This window comes from Stenotrophomonas sp. pho (assembly GCF_006228405.1).
In the GTDB taxonomy this organism is placed as follows: domain Bacteria; phylum Pseudomonadota; class Gammaproteobacteria; order Xanthomonadales; family Xanthomonadaceae; genus Stenotrophomonas; species Stenotrophomonas sepilia.
In genome coordinates this window covers 1435491-1452119 of the sequence record NZ_CP029759.1, presented here as the reverse complement: position 1 = coordinate 1452119, position 16629 = coordinate 1435491, and the positions used below count along the sequence as shown (strand labels likewise).

Annotated in this window: 13 protein-coding genes; all 13 read left to right on the top strand. The window is 67.2% G+C overall.

The window, feature by feature from the left end; all coding sequences use genetic code 11:
* Positions 1–53: 53 nt before the first annotated feature.
* Positions 54–782 (top strand): UMP kinase, encoded by a 729-nt coding sequence (gene pyrH, locus DL544_RS06815; RefSeq protein WP_005415854.1) that lies wholly within the window; start codon positions 54–56, stop codon positions 780–782.
* Positions 783–878: 96 nt separating this feature from the next.
* Complete coding sequence (frr, locus tag DL544_RS06810; protein WP_005415853.1) at positions 879–1433, top strand: ribosome recycling factor; 555 nt, start codon at positions 879–881, stop codon at positions 1431–1433.
* A gap of 5 nt (positions 1434–1438) precedes the next feature.
* Entirely contained in the window at positions 1439–2206 is a 768-nt protein-coding gene (gene uppS, locus DL544_RS06805) for a polyprenyl diphosphate synthase (protein ID WP_032954050.1), read from the top strand.
* Positions 2203–3039 (top strand): phosphatidate cytidylyltransferase, encoded by an 837-nt coding sequence (locus tag DL544_RS06800; protein ID WP_139726932.1) that lies wholly within the window; start codon positions 2203–2205, stop codon positions 3037–3039. Before uppS ends, DL544_RS06800 begins: the two co-directional genes overlap by 4 nt.
* 2 nt (positions 3040–3041) lie before the next feature.
* Positions 3042–4232 carry a 1-deoxy-D-xylulose-5-phosphate reductoisomerase gene (locus tag DL544_RS06795; protein WP_065177434.1) on the top strand — a complete coding sequence of 397 codons (1191 nt, stop codon included), beginning with the start codon at positions 3042–3044 and terminating at the stop codon, positions 4230–4232.
* Between the two features lie 55 nt (positions 4233–4287).
* Complete coding sequence (gene rseP, locus DL544_RS06790; RefSeq protein WP_005415848.1) at positions 4288–5646, top strand: RIP metalloprotease RseP; 1359 nt, start codon at positions 4288–4290, stop codon at positions 5644–5646.
* 74 nt (positions 5647–5720) lie between these two features.
* Positions 5721–8084 carry an outer membrane protein assembly factor BamA gene (bamA, locus tag DL544_RS06785; protein WP_065177435.1) on the top strand — a complete coding sequence of 788 codons (2364 nt, stop codon included), beginning with the start codon at positions 5721–5723 and terminating at the stop codon, positions 8082–8084.
* Positions 8085–8577: 493 nt separating this feature from the next.
* Positions 8578–9600: a UDP-3-O-(3-hydroxymyristoyl)glucosamine N-acyltransferase gene (gene lpxD, locus DL544_RS06780; RefSeq protein ID WP_139726931.1), complete on the top strand. Its 1023-nt coding sequence runs from the start codon at positions 8578–8580 to the stop codon at positions 9598–9600.
* Entirely contained in the window at positions 9597–10055 is a 459-nt protein-coding gene (fabZ, locus tag DL544_RS06775) for a 3-hydroxyacyl-ACP dehydratase FabZ (protein WP_139726930.1), read from the top strand. Before lpxD ends, fabZ begins: the two co-directional genes overlap by 4 nt.
* Before the next feature lie 16 nt (positions 10056–10071).
* Positions 10072–10863: an acyl-ACP--UDP-N-acetylglucosamine O-acyltransferase gene (gene lpxA, locus DL544_RS06770; RefSeq protein WP_005415844.1), complete on the top strand. Its 792-nt coding sequence runs from the start codon at positions 10072–10074 to the stop codon at positions 10861–10863.
* A 53-nt stretch (positions 10864–10916) separates the two neighbouring features.
* Positions 10917–12119 (top strand): lipid-A-disaccharide synthase, encoded by a 1203-nt coding sequence (gene lpxB, locus DL544_RS06765; RefSeq protein ID WP_231109109.1) that lies wholly within the window; start codon positions 10917–10919, stop codon positions 12117–12119.
* Positions 12116–12775, top strand: a complete 660-nt coding sequence (locus tag DL544_RS06760; RefSeq protein ID WP_005415842.1) for a ribonuclease HII — start codon at positions 12116–12118, stop codon at positions 12773–12775. Before lpxB ends, DL544_RS06760 begins: the two co-directional genes overlap by 4 nt.
* A gap of 236 nt (positions 12776–13011) precedes the next feature.
* Positions 13012–16605 (top strand): DNA polymerase III subunit alpha, encoded by a 3594-nt coding sequence (dnaE, locus tag DL544_RS06755; protein ID WP_139726929.1) that lies wholly within the window; start codon positions 13012–13014, stop codon positions 16603–16605.
* The last annotated feature ends 24 nt before the right edge of the window (positions 16606–16629 follow it).

Genomic DNA, 16629 nt, shown 5'->3' with positions numbered 1-16629 from the left:
CAACGCCGCATGCGCGTAGAATCGCCCGCGATTTCCACGCACCCGAGGTCCCCATGTCCAAGCTCGCCTATCGCCGCATCCTTCTGAAACTCTCCGGGGAGGCGCTGATGGGAGACGAGGACTACGGCATCGACCCCAAGATCATCAATCGCCTCGCCCGTGAGGTCATCGAAGCCCAGCAGGCCGGTGCCGAAGTGGCGCTGGTGATCGGAGGTGGCAACATCTTCCGCGGCGCCGGCCTGGCCGCCGGCGGCATGGACCGCGTAACCGGCGACCAGATGGGCATGCTGGCCACCGTCATCAACGCCCTGGCCATGCAGGACGCCCTCGAGAAGCTGGGTGCCAAGGCCCGGGTGATGAGCGCGATCAAGATCAACGACGTGTGCGAGGACTACATCCGCCGCCGCGCCATCCGCCACCTGGAAAAGGGCCGCCTGGTGATCTTCGCTGCCGGCGTCGGCAGCCCGTTCTTCACCACCGACTCCGGCGCCGCACTGCGCGCGATCGAGATCGGCGCCGACCTGCTGCTGAAGGCCACCAAGGTCGATGGCGTGTACGACAAGGACCCGAACAAGCACAGCGATGCGGTCCGCTTCGACAGCCTGAGCTACGACGAAGTGATCCGCCGCGGCCTGGAAGTGATGGACACAGCGGCCTTCGCTCTGGCCCGCGACAGCGACCTGCCGATGCGCGTGTTCGACATGGGCCAGCCGGGCGAACTGCTGAAGATCCTCAACGGCGCGAACATCGGCACCCTGGTCCAGGGCCGCGACCCGGCCTGAGCCTGAGCGCAAAGCGACGACCGGGCCGATTCAGGCCCGGCAGCGTCCCGTATTCGCCTATAATCGCCCGATTCCAGATACATCCAGGACCGGGCGATGCTCAACGACATCAAGAACAACGCGCAGACGCGCATGGCCAAGAGCATTGACGCTCTGAAGCACACCCTCACCTCCATCCGGACCGGCCGTGCCACCCCGGCCCTGCTGGACCGCGTGACGGTCAGCGCCTATGGCAACGCCAGCACCCCGCTGAACCAGGTCGCGTCGATCTCCAACGCCGACGCCCACTCGCTGCTGGTCACCCCGTTCGACAAAGGCATGATCAAGGAGATCGAAAAGGGTCTCTACAACGCCGAGTTCACTCCGAACACGCTGGGCACCGCGATCCGCATCAACATGCCGCCGCCGACCGAAGAGCGCCGCAAGGAGCTGGTCAAGCAGGTGCAGAAGGAAGGGGAAGGCGCCAAGATCGCGATCCGCAACATCCGTCAGGACGCGAACAAGGAAATCGCCAAGCTGGTCAAGGACAAAGCGATCAGCGAAGACGAGAAGAAGCGCGGCGAAGACGACATCCAGAAGCTGACCGACGCCAACATCAAGGACGTCGACAAGGTCGTTGCCGACAAGGAAAAAGAACTGCTGTCGGTCTGAAGTCGATGCCTTCAGTCCCGCCTCCGTTGCCTGCCTCCCTGCCCCGCCACATTGCCATCATCATGGATGGCAATGGGCGTTGGGCACAGCAGCGCCGTCGCCCCCGGGTGATCGGCCACCGTGCCGGCGCGCGCGCGGTCAACCGCACCATCGAGCGCTGCCTTGAACTGGGCATTCCGGCGCTGACCCTGTTCGCCTTCTCCAGCGAGAACTGGGGCCGGCCGCAGGAGGAAGTGGACGCGCTGATGAAGCTGTTCCTCGGTGCACTCGACCGCGAAGTGGACGAGCTGCACCGGCGTGGCGTGCGCGTGCGCTTCATCGGCGAACGCGAGCGCTTCGGCGCCGGGCTGGTCAGCCGCATGCAGCTGGCCGAGCAGCGCACCGCCGACAACACCACCCTGACCCTGTCGATCGCTGCCAGCTACGGTGGCCGCCAGGACATCGCCCGCGCCGCGCGCGCCCTGGCCGTCGAAGTGGCGGCCGGTCGCCTGCTGCCCGAGCAGATCGACGAAGCGCTGCTGGGCAGCCAGGTGGCCCTGGCCGACCTGCCGCCGCCGGACCTGTTCATCCGCACCGGCGGCGACACCCGCATCAGCAACTTCCTGCTGTGGCAGCTCGCCTATACCGAACTGTGGTTCACCGAGGCCCTGTGGCCGGACTTCGACGCCGGGCAGCTGCAGCAGGCGCTCGACGCCTATGCCGGTCGCGAGCGTCGTTTCGGCCTGACCAGCGCCCAGATTGCCGCACTGGCCACCGAGACTTCCAGCCCATGACCAAGACCCGAGTCCTTGCCGCGCTGATCATGGCGCCGCTAGCCATTGCGGCGATCCTGCTGCTGCCCACGCAATGGCTGGCCGCCGCGGCCGCCGCCGTGCTGCTGATCGGCCTGTGGGAATGGCTGAAGCTGGCCGGTATCGAAGACACCCTGGCGCGCACCGTGCTGCTGGTGCTGAACCTGCTGCTGATGGTGCTGCTGGTCTGGGCCGATGGCAGCACCCTGGTCCTGTTCCAGATAACCACGCTGGCCGGCGTTGCCTGGTGGCTGGCCGCGCTGCTCTGGTTGCGCTTCTTCAACTTCGGTGCACAGCCGTCGGCACCCTCGCGGATCCTGAAGATGCTGGCCGGTACCCTGGCCATCGTCCCGGCCTGGGCCGCGCTGGTGCTGATCCATGCCGGCGGCGATCCGCCGGGCCAGCAGGGCCACCTGTGGCTGCTGGCTGCTCTGGCGCTGGTGTGGGCGGCCGACTCGGGCGCCTATTTCGCTGGCCGCCATTTCGGCAAGCACAAGCTGGCGCCGCGGATCAGCCCCAACAAGACCTGGGAAGGCCTGTTCGGCGGCCTGCTGGCCGGTGTCGCCGTGGCCCTCGGCCTGGGCTGGCTGACTGGCATCGATGCCGCACACCTGCCCGGCCTGTTGATCACCGCGGTGGTGGCGGTGTTCGCCTCGGTCCTGGGCGACCTGTTCGAGAGCCTGATCAAGCGCCATGCCGGCGCCAAGGACTCAGGCCACCTGATCCCGGGCCACGGTGGCGTGCTCGACCGGGTCGACGGCGTCCTCGCCGCCGTGCCGGTGTTCGCGCTGGGCAAGGAAATCTTCGGGTTCTGACCATGAATGCTGCTGCAGACCTGCGCCGGGTCGCCGTGTTCGGCGCTACCGGCTCGATCGGCGCCTCCACGCTGGACGTGATCGCCCGCCACCCGCACCGCTACCAGGCCACGGTGCTCGCTGCCGGCCGCCAGGTGCAGGCGCTGCTGGCGCTGTGCCGCCAGCACAGACCCGCGCACGCGGTGATCGCCGACGCATCGCTGTTCGCCGAACTGCGTGACGGCCTGCGCGAGGCCGGCCTTGCCACCGAGGCCCATGCCGGCCAGGCCGCGCTGGACCAGCTGGCCGCCAGCGATGCCTGCGATACCGTGGTCGCGGCCATCGTCGGCGCGGCCGGCCTGTCCTCGACCCTGGCTGCCGCGGCCGCCGGCAAGCGCATCCTGCTGGCCAACAAGGAATCGCTGGTGCTGGCCGGCGAACTGCTGACCCGGACGGCCGAACGTGCCGGTGCCGAAATCATCCCGATCGACAGCGAGCACAGCGCGATCTTCCAGTGCCTGCGCTCGCGCGATGCCAGTGTCGACGGCGCCGGCGTGCGCCGGATCCTGCTGACCGCCTCCGGCGGCCCGTTCCGTGGCCGCAGCCGCGCCGAACTGGCCCAGGTCACCCCGGCCCAGGCCGTTGCCCACCCCAAGTGGTCGATGGGGCCGAAGATCTCGGTCGATTCGGCGACATTGATGAACAAGGGCCTGGAAGTCATCGAGGCCCACCACCTGTTCGGCGTGCCCGGCGAGCGCATCGAGGTGCTGGTGCACCCGCAGAGCCTGGTCCATTCGCTGGTCGAGTTCGTCGATGGCTCGACCCTGGCCCAGATGGGCCTGCCGGACATGCGCACCACTCTCGCCGTCGGCCTGGGCTGGCCGCAGCGCATCGAATCGGGCGTGGCCGGGCTGGACCTGCTGGCCCAGGGCCGCCTGGATTTCGAGGCCCCGGATACTGACGCCTTCCCCTGCCTGGCGCTGGCCTGGCAGGCGATGCAGGCCGGCGGTACCGCACCGGCGGTGCTGAACGCCGCCAATGAAGAGGCGGTTTCAGCGTTTCTTCAGGGCCGGATCGGTTTCCTGACGATCCCGGCGCTGGTTGCTAACGCTCTTTCAACACTGCCGACCCAGCCAGCCGATACACTGGAGATCCTGTTGTCCGCCGACCAGCGGGCACGCCAGCTCACCCTGAACGCCATCGACGCCGCCTGAACGACCGCCTCGCCCAGCATGACGCCGCCGCCCCTGCCCACCACTGTGAGCCTGCATGACTGACTTCATCGGATCGGTCTGGTGGATGATCGTCAGCCTCGGGCTGCTGGTCACCTTTCACGAGTTCGGGCATTACTGGGTCGGGCGCCTGTGCGGGGTCAAGATCCTGCGTTTCTCGGTCGGCTTCGGCCGGCCGCTGTGGTCGCGCCGCGACAGGCACGGCACCGAGTTCGCCATCGCCGCCATCCCGCTGGGCGGTTACGTGAAGTTCCTCGACGAACGCGAGGTCGAAGTCCACCCGCACGAGCGCGGCCAGGCCTTCAACCACAAGACCGTCTGGCAGCGCATCGCGATCGTTGCCGCCGGCCCGATCGCCAATCTGCTGCTGTGCATCCTGCTGCTGTGGGCGATGTTCGTGATCGGCAAGCAGGATTACTCGCCCACCATCGGCCGTGTCAGCGGCATCGCCGCCAGTGCCGGCCTGGCCAGCGGCGACCGCGTGCTGCGCGTGGACGACCGCCAGGTGGTCACCCTCGGCGAGGCCAGCATGGCGCTGACCGCAGCCGCGATGGACCGCCGCGACGTGAAGCTGGAAGTGCTGGATACGGCTGACCAGGTACGCACGCGCACCCTGCCGCTGTCGCAGCTGCCGGCGGGTTTCGATGAGCGGCGGGTGCCGATCCTGGCAGGCCTGCACTGGCAGTCGTGGCTGCAGCCGGCGCAAGTGGAGTCGCTGACTGCGGACTCCGTGGTGACAGGGCAACTGCAGCCAGGCGACCTGATCGTGGCCATCGATGGCCAGCGCATCGACAGCGTCGACCAGGTGATCGGCGAGATCCAGGCCCTGGGCCGTGCCGGCGGGCCGGGAATGATCGAGGTCCTGCGTGGCGGCGAGCGCCTGGCGCTGGAAGTCACCCCGCGCCAGGGCAAGGACGGCAAGGGCAATCCGGTCTGGCAGATCGGCGTCGGCTTCCCCACCAGCTACAGCCCCGCCTACGACACCCTGCTGCGCTATGGCCCGCTGGATGCGGTGACCGTGGCGGTGCGCGAGACCGGCCGCCTGGCCGCCGACTCGCTGGGCATGATGGGTCGCATCGTGACCGGCAAGGCCTCGCTGCAGAACGTTTCCGGGCCGGTCACGATCGCCCGCGTGGCCAATGTCTCGGCCAAGCGCGGCCTCGACTGGTTCCTGCAGTTCCTTGCCCTGCTGTCGCTCAGCCTGTGCATCATCAACCTGCTGCCGATCCCGATCTTGGACGGCGGCCACCTGCTGTATTACCTTATCGAGTTGGTCAAGGGCAGCCCGCTGAGCGAGCGTGCCATCGCCGCCGGCCAATACATCGGCCTGGCGTTGCTGGCCGGGCTGATGGGGTTGGCGTTCTACAACGACATCCTCGGCCTGGTCCCGCGATGAACTTTTCCACGTTGTTGCCGTCTACAGCGTCGGCATCCCGCACCAATGAAATCGACCTTCCTACCGGACGTGACATGACGCGACTCCCCAATCGCCGCCTGCTGGCCCTCGCCCTCGCCGCCGTCACCGGCGCTCCCGCCCTGGCCCAGGCAGCCGAGCCCTTCACTGTCAGCGACATCCGCGTCGATGGCCTGCAGCGCATCAGCTCGGGCACGGTGTTCACCTACCTGCCGGTGGAACGCGGCGAGACGATCACCGACAACAAGGTCGGCGAGACGATCCGCGCCCTGTACAAGACCGGCTTCTTCGAAGACGTGCAGCTGGACCGCCAGGGCACGATCCTGGTGGTGACCGTCAAGGAACGCCCGGCGATCAACAAGCTGACCGTGACCGGCAACAAGGACATCAAGTCCGACCAGCTGCTCAAGGGCCTGTCCGACATCGGCCTGACCGAGGGCGGCACCTTCGATCGCCTGAGCCTGGACCGCGTGACCCAGGAACTGCGCCGCCAGTACAACGACCGTGGCAAGTACAACGTCGACATCACCCCGACGGTGAGCCCGCTGGACCGCAACCGCGTGGACATCGCCATCGCCATCAAGGAAGGCAAGGCCGCCAAGATCCGCCACGTCAACCTGGTGGGCACCGAGAAGTTCGAGAGCAAGGACATCCTGGAGACCTGGGAGTCCAAGGAGCACAACTGGGCGTCGTGGTACCGCCGTGACGACCAGTACTCCAAGGAAAAGCTGTCCGGCGACCTGGAAAAGCTCAACTCCTGGTACCTGGATCGCGGCTACGTCGATTTCAGCATCGATTCCACCCAGGTCTCGATCAGCCCCGACAAGCGCGACATGTTCCTGACCGCGGGCGTGACCGAGGGTGCGCAGTACAAGATCTCCGAGATCAAGGTCAGCGGCGACACCATCCTCCCGCAGGAGGACGTCGAGCGCATGGTGATCCAGAAGTCCGGCGACACGTTCTCGCGTGCCCTGCTGGAATTCAGCTCGGACACCATCACCAATTCGCTGTCCAACATCGGCTACGCGTTCGCCAAGGTGAACCCGATCCCGACCACCAACCGCGCCGAGCAGACCGTGGCCATCAACATGCAGGTCGTGCCCGGCCCGCGCGTGTCGGTGCGCCGCATCCTGTTCCGCGGCAACACCCGCACGTCCGATGAAGTGATGCGTCGCGAAATGCGCCAGTTCGAGAACAGCTGGTACTCGCAGGCCGCGATCGACCGCTCCAAGATCCGCCTGCAGCGCCTGGGCTACTTCGAATCGGTGGAAGTGGAGACCCCGGCCGTCAGCGGCAGCAACGACCAGGTCGACGTCGTCTACAACGTCAAGGAAACCACCTCGGGCAGCTTCGTGTTCGGCCTGGGTTACTCGCAGTCCTACGGCATGACCACCTCGGTGCAGCTGTCGCAGAACAACTTCCTCGGTGGCGGCAACCGCGTGTCGGTCGAAGCCTCGCGCAGCAGCTACCTGCAGCGCTACGGTTTCAGCTACACCAACCCGTACTTCACCGATGACGGCGTGTCGCTGGGCTACAACCTGTCCTGGCGCGAACTGGATTACTCCGACTTCAACACCGCGCAGTACAACAGCACCAACGGTGCCGCGCAGGTGGTGTTCGGCGTGCCGCTGACCGAGACCGACACCGTCTCGCTGATGTTCGGCATCGACAGCAACCAGATCACCACCTACGAAGGCTCGACCCCGCAGTCGATCATCGACTACATCAACGCCGTCGGTAAGCGCACCTTCCATGCCTGGCGCACCGAGCTGGGCTGGGCGCGCGACTCGCGCAACGACTACTTCATGCCGACCCGCGGTACCTACCAGCGCGTGGGCCTGGAAACCACGCTGCCGGGTTCGACCATCGAGTACTACAAGCTGAACTACCAGATCAGCAAGTACTGGCCGATCATGCCGTCGCTGGTGATCAACACCCGCGCCGAAATCGGCTACGGTGATGCCTACGGCAAGGACTACACCCGTACGCTGACCAATCCGGATGGCACCACCCGCACCGTCACCGCCAGCGGCCTGCCGTTCTTCGAGAACTTCTACGCCGGTGGTACCAACTCGGTACGCGGCTTCGAGGACAACACCCTCGGCCCGCGCGAAGTTACCCGCGGCTACCCAGAAGGCCAGCCGCTGGGTGGCTCGCTGAAGACCGTCGGTTCGGTGGAAGCCTACTTCCCGCGCCTGTTCGACAGCCCGTCGGCGCGCGTGTCGGCCTTCGTCGACTTCGGCAACGTGTATACCGGCGTGGACAACTTCAAGGCCAACGAGCTGCGCGTATCCACCGGTGTGGCCCTGCTGTGGCGCGCCCCGGTCGGCCCGATCTCGATCAGCTACGCCTTCCCGCTGAAGAAGGAAGACGATGACAAGATCGAACGCCTGCAATTCACGTTCGGTGGGCAGTTCTGACGAACCGCGAGGCGGTTCGCCAGAACTGCCCCCGCATTCCACCTATCCCCCGCGCCGCTACGCATGCCATCCATGGCATGCGCCCTTCGGGCCGTTGCATAGCAACGTTGGGAATCGCTCCTGCGATTCCCAGGGGCGCGCCCCCCTTAACAAAGGGGGCTCTCCACCAGACGGGGTGCGAAGCGCCGGGCTCTGCCCGGCGTTTTCGTTTGGCCTGGATGCCGGAAGCGCCCGCTCTGCTTTTGATCTTTTCTGTTTTTCCGTGGCTGGCACTCGCGCCAGGCCGTCGGAGGTCGGACGGGGTGGGGCTGCGGGGGTGTGAGCCGCATGGATGCGGCGACCAAGGCTACATGGACGTACTTGCGCCGCCCCCCGCAGTCCCGCCCCGTCCGACCCAGCCCATGACACTGGCTCTGCCGGCCGCGAGGGGCCCTGCCGTTGGCTGCATATGCCCCCGCATGACCGCAATGGCGTCACACGTTAAACTCCCGCCGTGAATACTCCCACCTACACCGCCCAGCAACTCGCCGAGCAGTTCGGCCTGCAGGTCCATGGCGATCCCGCTACCGCCATCCATGGCGTGGCTACCCTCGCCCATGCCGGTCCTGGCCAGCTGACCTTCCTTGCCAACCCCCGCTATCGCGTCCAGCTGGCCGACAGCCGGGCTTCGCTGGTGGTCCTGCGTGCCGATGACGTCGAGGCCGCCCCCGGCGCCGCGCTCGTCGCCAAGGACCCGTACACCGCATTCGCCAAGATCGCCGCGCTGTTCGACATCGCGCCGACCCGCCCGCCGGGCATCCATCCCAGCGCAGTGATCGATCCCAGCGCCCAGGTCGCCGCCAGCGCCCATATCGGCCCGTTCGTCACGGTCGGTGCGCGCAGCGTCGTCGGTGAGAACTGCGTCATCGGCACCGGCAGCGTGATCGGCGAGGACTGCAGCCTGGATACCGGCTGTGAGCTGATCGCCCGCGTGACCCTGGTCACCCGGGTCACGCTGGGCAAGCGCGTGCGCGTGCATCCCGGTGCCGTACTCGGCGCCGATGGCTTCGGCCTGGCGATGGACGCTGGCAAGTGGATCAAGGTGCCGCAGCTCGGCGGTGTCCGCATCGGCGATGATTGCGAGATCGGCGCCAATACCTGTGTTGATCGTGGCGCGCTGGAAGACACCGTCCTTGCCGAGGATGTTCGCCTGGACAACCTGGTGCAGATTGCCCACAACGTGCAGATCGGCGCCCACTCGGCCATTGCCGGCTGCACCGGCATCGCCGGCAGCGCCAAGATCGGCCGTTACTGCCTGCTCGGCGGCCACGTTGGCGTGGTCGGCCACCTCGAGATCTGCGACAAGGTCGTGATCACCGGCAAGTCGGTGGTCCGCAACTCCATCCATGAGCCGGGCGAGTATTCGTCCGGCACCCCATTGACCGACAACCGCACGTGGCGCAAGAACGCCGCGCGCTTCAAGCAGCTGGACGCATTGGCTCGCCGCGTTCTGGCTGCTGGCAAGGAGAAAGAATGAACGATTCGCTGCAGCTTCCGATCGACGTCTGCCAGATCCAGGAACTGCTTCCGCACCGCTACCCGTTCCTGCTGGTGGACCGGGTGCTTGAACTCGACGTCGAGACCAAGCGGATCCTGGCGCAGAAGAACGTCAGCATCAACGAGCCGTTCTTCCAGGGCCACTTCCCGGGCCGCCCGATCATGCCCGGGGTGCTGATCATCGAAGCGCTGGCGCAGGCTGGCGGCGTCATGACCCAGCTCACGCTCGGCCGCGATGCGCAGTCCAAGCTGTTCTACATGGTCAAGGTGGAAAACGCCCGCTTCAACAAGCAGGTCGTGCCCGGTGACGTGCTGATGCTGGACGTGCAGATGAAGCGCCTGATCCGCAACATGGGCTGGTACTACGGCGAAGCCAAGGTCAACGGCGAAGTCGTCGCGTCGGCCGAGGTCATGTGTGCCGGCGCCAAGGGCTGATCCACTGGAGGCAGCAATGACTGACAACGCACCGCGGATCCACCCCACCGCCGTCATCGACCCGGCCGCACGCCTGGCCGACGATGTCCAGGTGGGCGCCTTCACCCTGATCGGCCCCGATGTTGAAATCGGTGCCGGCACGGTGGTGGGCCCCCATTGCAGCATCCACGGCCCGACCCGGATCGGCCGCGACAACCGCTTCGTCGGCCATGCCGCGATCGGTGGCGAGCCGCAGGACAAGAAGTTCGGCGGCGAGCGTACCGAACTGGTGATCGGCGATCGCAACGTGTTCCGCGAGTTCGTCACGCTCAACCGTGGCACCGGCGGCGGCGGCGGCATCACCACCATCGGCAACGACAACTGGATGCTGGCCTACACGCACGTGGCACACGACTGCCATGTCGGCAACTTCTGCGTGTTCTCCAACAACACCACTCTGGCTGGCCACGTGACCGTGGGCGACTACGTGATCATCAGCGGCTTCGCCGGTGCCCACCAGTTCTGCCGCATCGGCGCGCATGCCTTCCTCGGCATGGGCGCGCTGACCAATGGTGATGTACCGCCGTTCACCATGGTCGGCACCGATTCGCTGGGACGCCCGCGTGGCATCAACAGCGAAGGCCTGAAGCGGCGCGGCTTCGACGCTGACCGCATTTCGGCCATCAAGCGTGCGTACCGCACGCTGTACGTCGCGGGCCTGCCGCTGGCAGAGGCCAAGGTGCAGCTGACCGAACAGGCGCGTGACAGCGACGACGTGAAGGCGATGCTGGACTTCATCGAGCACGCCGAGAGGCCCCTGCTGCGATGAGCAGCTCGACCGGCCAGGCGCCGGCCGGCGCCGCGGTGATCCCGCTGGCCTCGATGGCCGGCAGCGTTCCCGCGCAGCGGGTGCTCAGCGAGCGCCCGTTGCGGATCGCGCTGGTTGCCGGCGAAGCCTCCGGCGACCTGCTCGGTGCGGGCCTGGTGCGTGAACTGAAGGCACGCTTCCCGAATGCCGAGTTCGCCGGTATCGGCGGCGATGCCATGCGCAGCGCCGGCTGCCAGACCTGGCACGATGCCAGCGAGCTGGCGGTGATGGGCCTGACCGAAGTGCTGCGCCACCTGCCGCGCCTGCTCAAGCTGCGCTCGGCGTTCCGCCAGCGTGCGCTGGACTGGCAGCCGGACGTGTTCATCGGCATCGACGCCCCCGACTTCAACCTGGGCATCGAGCGCTGGCTGAAGCAGCGTGGCGTGCGCACCGTGCATTACGTCAGCCCGTCGGTCTGGGCCTGGCGCGAAAAGCGCGCCGAGAAAATCGGCAGCAGCGCCGACCTGGTGCTGTGCCTGTTCCCGATGGAGCCGCCGATCTATGCCCGGCACGGCATCGACGCGCGCTTCGTCGGCCACCCGATGGCCGATGACATTCCGCTGCAGGGCAACCGCGAGGAAGCACGCGCCGCGCTCGGCCTGCCGGCCTCGGCCAAGGTGCTGGCGGTGTTGCCGGGCAGCCGCCTCGGCGAGATCTCGCGCCTGGGCGAACCGTTCTTCGAAGCCGCCTGGCAGGTCTCCGAACGCATTCCGGGCCTGCATGTGGTGGTGCCTGCCGCCAACCCGGCCTGCAGGCAGCTGATCGAAGAACAGCTGTCGCGCTCGGCGCTGCCGGTGGCCTACTCGCACGTGCTTGACGGCCAGGCGCGCAACGCGATGATCGCCGCCGACGTGGTGGTGCTGGCCTCCGGCACCGCGACCCTGGAAGCCATGCTGGTGAAGCGGCCGATGGTGGTCGGTTACCGCGTCAACGAACTGACCTATCGACTGGTCAAGGCGCTTGGCCTGATCAAGGTCGACCGCTTCGCCCTGCCCAACATCCTGGCCGGCCAGGACCTAGCACCGGAGCTGATGCAGCACGACTGCACGCCGGACAGGCTGGCCGCGGCCATCCAGCAGTGGTTCGACCACCCGCAGCGGGTGATCGACCTGCAGGACACTTATGTGCGCCTGCACGAGCGACTGCGACGCAACGCCTCGGCGCGTGCCGCCGATGCCGTCGGCGAGCTGCTGATGCGCGACCAGGCGCAGGCATGAGCCGCCGCCACGCCGCAGCAGCAAGCCTGGCCCTGTTCGACGGTACGGCAGTGGTCGAGCCGGAGCGCCTGGTCGCCGGTGTCGACGAGGCCGGGCGTGGCCCGCTGGCCGGGCCGGTGGCGGTGGCGGCGGTGGTATTCGATCCGTCACGGCCACGGATCAACGGCCTGGATGATTCCAAGCAGTTGACCGCTGCCCGCCGCGAGCAGCTGCATGACCGCATCGTCGAGCGCGCCCTGGCCTGGCATGTGGTGCTGGTGGACGTGGACACCATCGACCGCCTGAACATCTACCAGGCCACCCTGCAGGGCATGCGTGACGTCGTTGCAGCGGTCGCCCACGTGGCCGGCTTCGCCCGCATCGACGGCAACGTGGTGCCCAAGGGCCTGGTACTGCCGGCGCAGGCGCTGGTCGGCGGCGATGGCATCGACCGCGCGATCATGGCCGCCTCGATCCTGGCCAAGGTCTCGCGCGATCGCTACATGCAGGACGTGCACGCCCGCCACCCCCAGTATGGGTTCGAGCAGCACAAGGGCTATGGCACTCCGGCCCACCTGGCCGCCCTGCGCGAGCACGGCCCCTGCGTGGAGCACCGGCGCAGCTTCGCCCCGGTGCGCGAGTGCCTGGAAGCGCCGGCTGTCGCGGCCATCGCCTGAGCCTGCTGGCGTTGTAGCGCCGAGCTCATGCTCGGCAGCTGTGGACAGCCGAGCATGGGCTCGGCGCTACAGAAGGCGGCCTCCCGCACGCCTGAATCCGGCGCCACGCCGTGCCCCTGTCAAGCCTTGTGGCAACCCCCTGCCCTCGCTACCCTGACCGGGCATTCCAGCGCTTCCCGACCCCGGCGACGAACCTCCGTCAGCACCCGGGCCCGCGCGCTCCAACCTGGTCCGGCATGTCCAACTCCCGCTTCGTACATCTCCACGTCCACACCGAGTTCTCGCTGGCGGACTCGACCATCCGCGTGCCGGCCAAGCCGGACCAGGCGGACCCGAAGAGGGCCAAGCAGGCCAACCTGCTGTCGCGCTCGGTGGAGCTCGGCCTGCCCGCGCTGGCGGTGACCGATCTCAACAACCTGTTCGCCCTGGTCAAGTTCTACAAGGCCGCCGAAGGCGTGGGCATCAAGCCGATCGCCGGTGCCGACGTGCTGATCGCCGAGGAAGGCCAGGACCCGTGGCGGATGACCCTGCTGTGCCGCGACCGCGAGGGCTACCTGAGCCTGTCGCGGTTGCTGACCCGCGCCTGGATGGAAGGCCATCGCCCGGAAGGCGGTGTGGCCATCCACCCGGACTGGCTGAAGGCCGGCAACGCCAACCTGTTCGCGCTGGCCGGACGGCAGAGCCTGGCCGGGCGCCTGGCACTGGACGGCAAGCATGAACTGGCCGAGCAGCAGCTGGCCGACTGGCAGCGCGTGTTCGGCGATGGCCTGCACCTGGAGCTGACCCGTACCGGCCGCGAGGGCGAGGAAACCTTCAACCAGTTCGCGCTGATGGCCGCCGGCCAGCGCGGCCTGCCGGTGGTCGCCAGCAATGACGTGCGCTTCCTGTCGCCGTCGGATTTCAGCGCGCACGAAGCGCGCGTGTGCATTTCCACCGGCCGCGTGCTGGACGATCCCAAGCGCCCGCGCGAGTACAGCGACCAGCAGTACCTGAAGTCGGCCGAGGAGATGTGCGCGCTGTTCGCCGACATCCCCGATGCGATCGACAACACGCTGGCGCTGGCCGAGCGCTGCAACATCGAGATGCGGCTGGGCACCTACTTCCTGCCCAACTACCCGGTGCCCGACGACGAGACCCTGGACACCTGGATCCAGAAGATGTCGCGCGATGGCCTGGAACAGCGCCTGGAGAAGAATCCGCTGGCGCCGGGCAAGACCCGTGAGGAGTACTTCGAGCGCCTGGAGTTCGAGCTCAACACCATCATCAAGATGGGCTTCCCCGGCTACTTCCTGATCGTGGCCGACTTCATCCAGTGGGGCAAGAACCAGGGCATCCCGATCGGTCCCGGCCGTGGTTCGGGTGCCGGCTCGCTGGTGGCGTGGGCGCTGAAGATCACCGACCTGGACCCGCTGCCGTACAACCTGCTGTTCGAGCGATTCCTGAACCCGGAACGCGTGTCGATGCCCGACTTCGACATCGACTTCTGCATGGACCGCCGCGACGAGGTGATCGACTACGTCGCGCGCAAGTACGGGCGCGAGCGCGTCAGCCAGATCATCACCTACGGCACCATGGCCGCAAAGGCGGTGGTGCGCGACTCCGGCCGCGTGCTCGGCTTCCCGTATGGCCTGGTCGACGGTGTTTCCAAGCTGATTCCCAACATCCTGGGCATCCACCTGAAGGATGCGCTGGGCAAGGGCAAGGAAGGCCCCAGTTCGGAAATGGCGTCGCCGGAACTGATCCAGCGCTATGAGACCGAGGACGATGTCCGCGACCTGATCGACCTGGCGCTGCAGCTGGAAGACCTGACCCGCAACGCCGGCAAGCATGCCGGCGGCGTGGTGATCGGGCCCGAGCCGCTGAGCGAGTTCTGCCCGCTGTACGCCGAACACGACGAGAACGGCCTGGGCAAGAACCCGGTCACCCAGTTCGACAAGAACGACGTGGAAGAAGTGGGCCTGGTGAAGTTCGACTTCCTCGGCCTGCGCACGCTGACCATCATCGACTGGGCGGTGAAGGCGATCAACAAGCGCCACGAACGCGCGGGCATTCCGCCGGTCGACATTGCCGCGATCCCGCTCGACGATGCGCCCACCTACAAGGACATCTTCGCCAATGGCAACACCGGCGCGGTGTTCCAGTTCGAATCCTCGGGCATGCGCCGCCTGCTGAAGGACGCGCGCCCCGACCGCTTCGAAGACCTGATCGCGCTGGTGTCGCTGTATCGCCCCGGCCCGATGGACCTGATTCCCTCCTTCAACGCGCGCAAGCACGGCCAGGAAGAGATCATCTATCCCGATCCGCGCACCGAAGCGATCCTGAAGGACACCTACGGCATCATGGTGTACCAGGAGCAGGTGATGCAGATGGCGCAGATCGTCGGCGGCTACTCGCTGGGCGGCGCTGACCTGCTGCGACGCGCGATGGGCAAGAAGGTGCCGGCGGAAATGGCCAAGCACCGCGAGATCTTCCGCGAAGGCGCAGCCAAGGGCGGCGTCGACGGCCCCAAGGCCGACGAAATCTTCGACCTGATGGAGAAGTTCGCCGGCTATGGCTTCAACAAGTCGCACGCCGCTGCATACGCACTGGTCAGCTACCAGACCGCCTGGCTGAAGCGCCATTACCCGGCCGAGTTCATGGCGGCCACGCTGTCTTCGGACCTGGACAACACCGACAAGGTGGTCGGCTTCCTCGACGAGGTGCGCAACCTCGGCCTGACCGTGCTGCCGCCGAAGGTGAACCAGTCGGCCTTCATGTTCGAAGCGGTCACACCGGACACGATCCAGTACGGCCTGGGCGCGATCAAGGGCGTCGGCCAGGGCGCCTGCGAAGCGGTGGTCGAGGAACGACTGAAGGGCGGACCGTTCAAGGATCTGCTGGACTTCTGCACCCGCGTCGGCTCGGCCAAGCTCAACCGGCGCACGCTGGAAGCGATGATCAACTGTGGCGCGCTCGATGAGCTCGGCCGCAACCGTGCCTCGCTGATGCTGCAGCTGCCGGAAGTGATCAAGGCCACCGACCAGATGGCACGCGAGCGTGCGTCCGGGCAGAATTCGCTGTTTGGCGGGCCCGATCCGAGCACCGTGTCGATCCAGCTGGACCTGCCCGAAGCCGAAGAATGGCCGCTGCTGCAGCGCCTCAACGGCGAGCGCGACACGCTGGGCTTCTACCTCAGCGGCCACCCGTTCGATCCCTGGCGCGACGATGTGCGCGACCTGGTCGGCAACGACCTGGGTTCGGTGGAGAAGATCTGGAGCGCCAACAGCGGCGGCGGCGGCGGTGGCGGCGAGAAGCGCTGGCGCCCGGAAGTGCAGACCGTGCTGGCCGGCCAGGTGGTCGGCGTGCGCCGCAAGGGTGAGAGCCAGATCTTCATCCAGCTGGAGGACGGTCGCGGCCGCGTGGAGTGCAGCGCGTTCTCCGATGCGATGGCCGAGTTCGGCCACCTGATGACCAAGGACCGCATCCTGGTGGTCAAGGGCGGCCTGCGCGAGGACGAATTCAACGGCGGCTACGCACTGCGCATCCGCCAGTGCTGGGACTTCGACGAAGTCTGCGCCAACTACGCCACGCGGCTGTCGTTGCGCCTGGACCTGCGCCAGCAGCGCCCGGTCTGGGAGCGCATCAATGCCCTGCTCGACCGCCATCGCCCGGGGCGGACGCCGCTGCGCCTGGACCTGCTGCTGAAGGGCCCGCACGGCGGTGTCGCCGGCATGCTGGATGTCTCCGGGCAGAGCGCAGTGCGCATCGATTCCAAGCTGATGGAGGCGCTGCGCGCCGACCCCGCCGTACGTACGCTGAAGGTGCGCTACAGCCCGCCGTGGGCCAGCTGAGGCTGGCTGCTTCGTGTTCCAGTT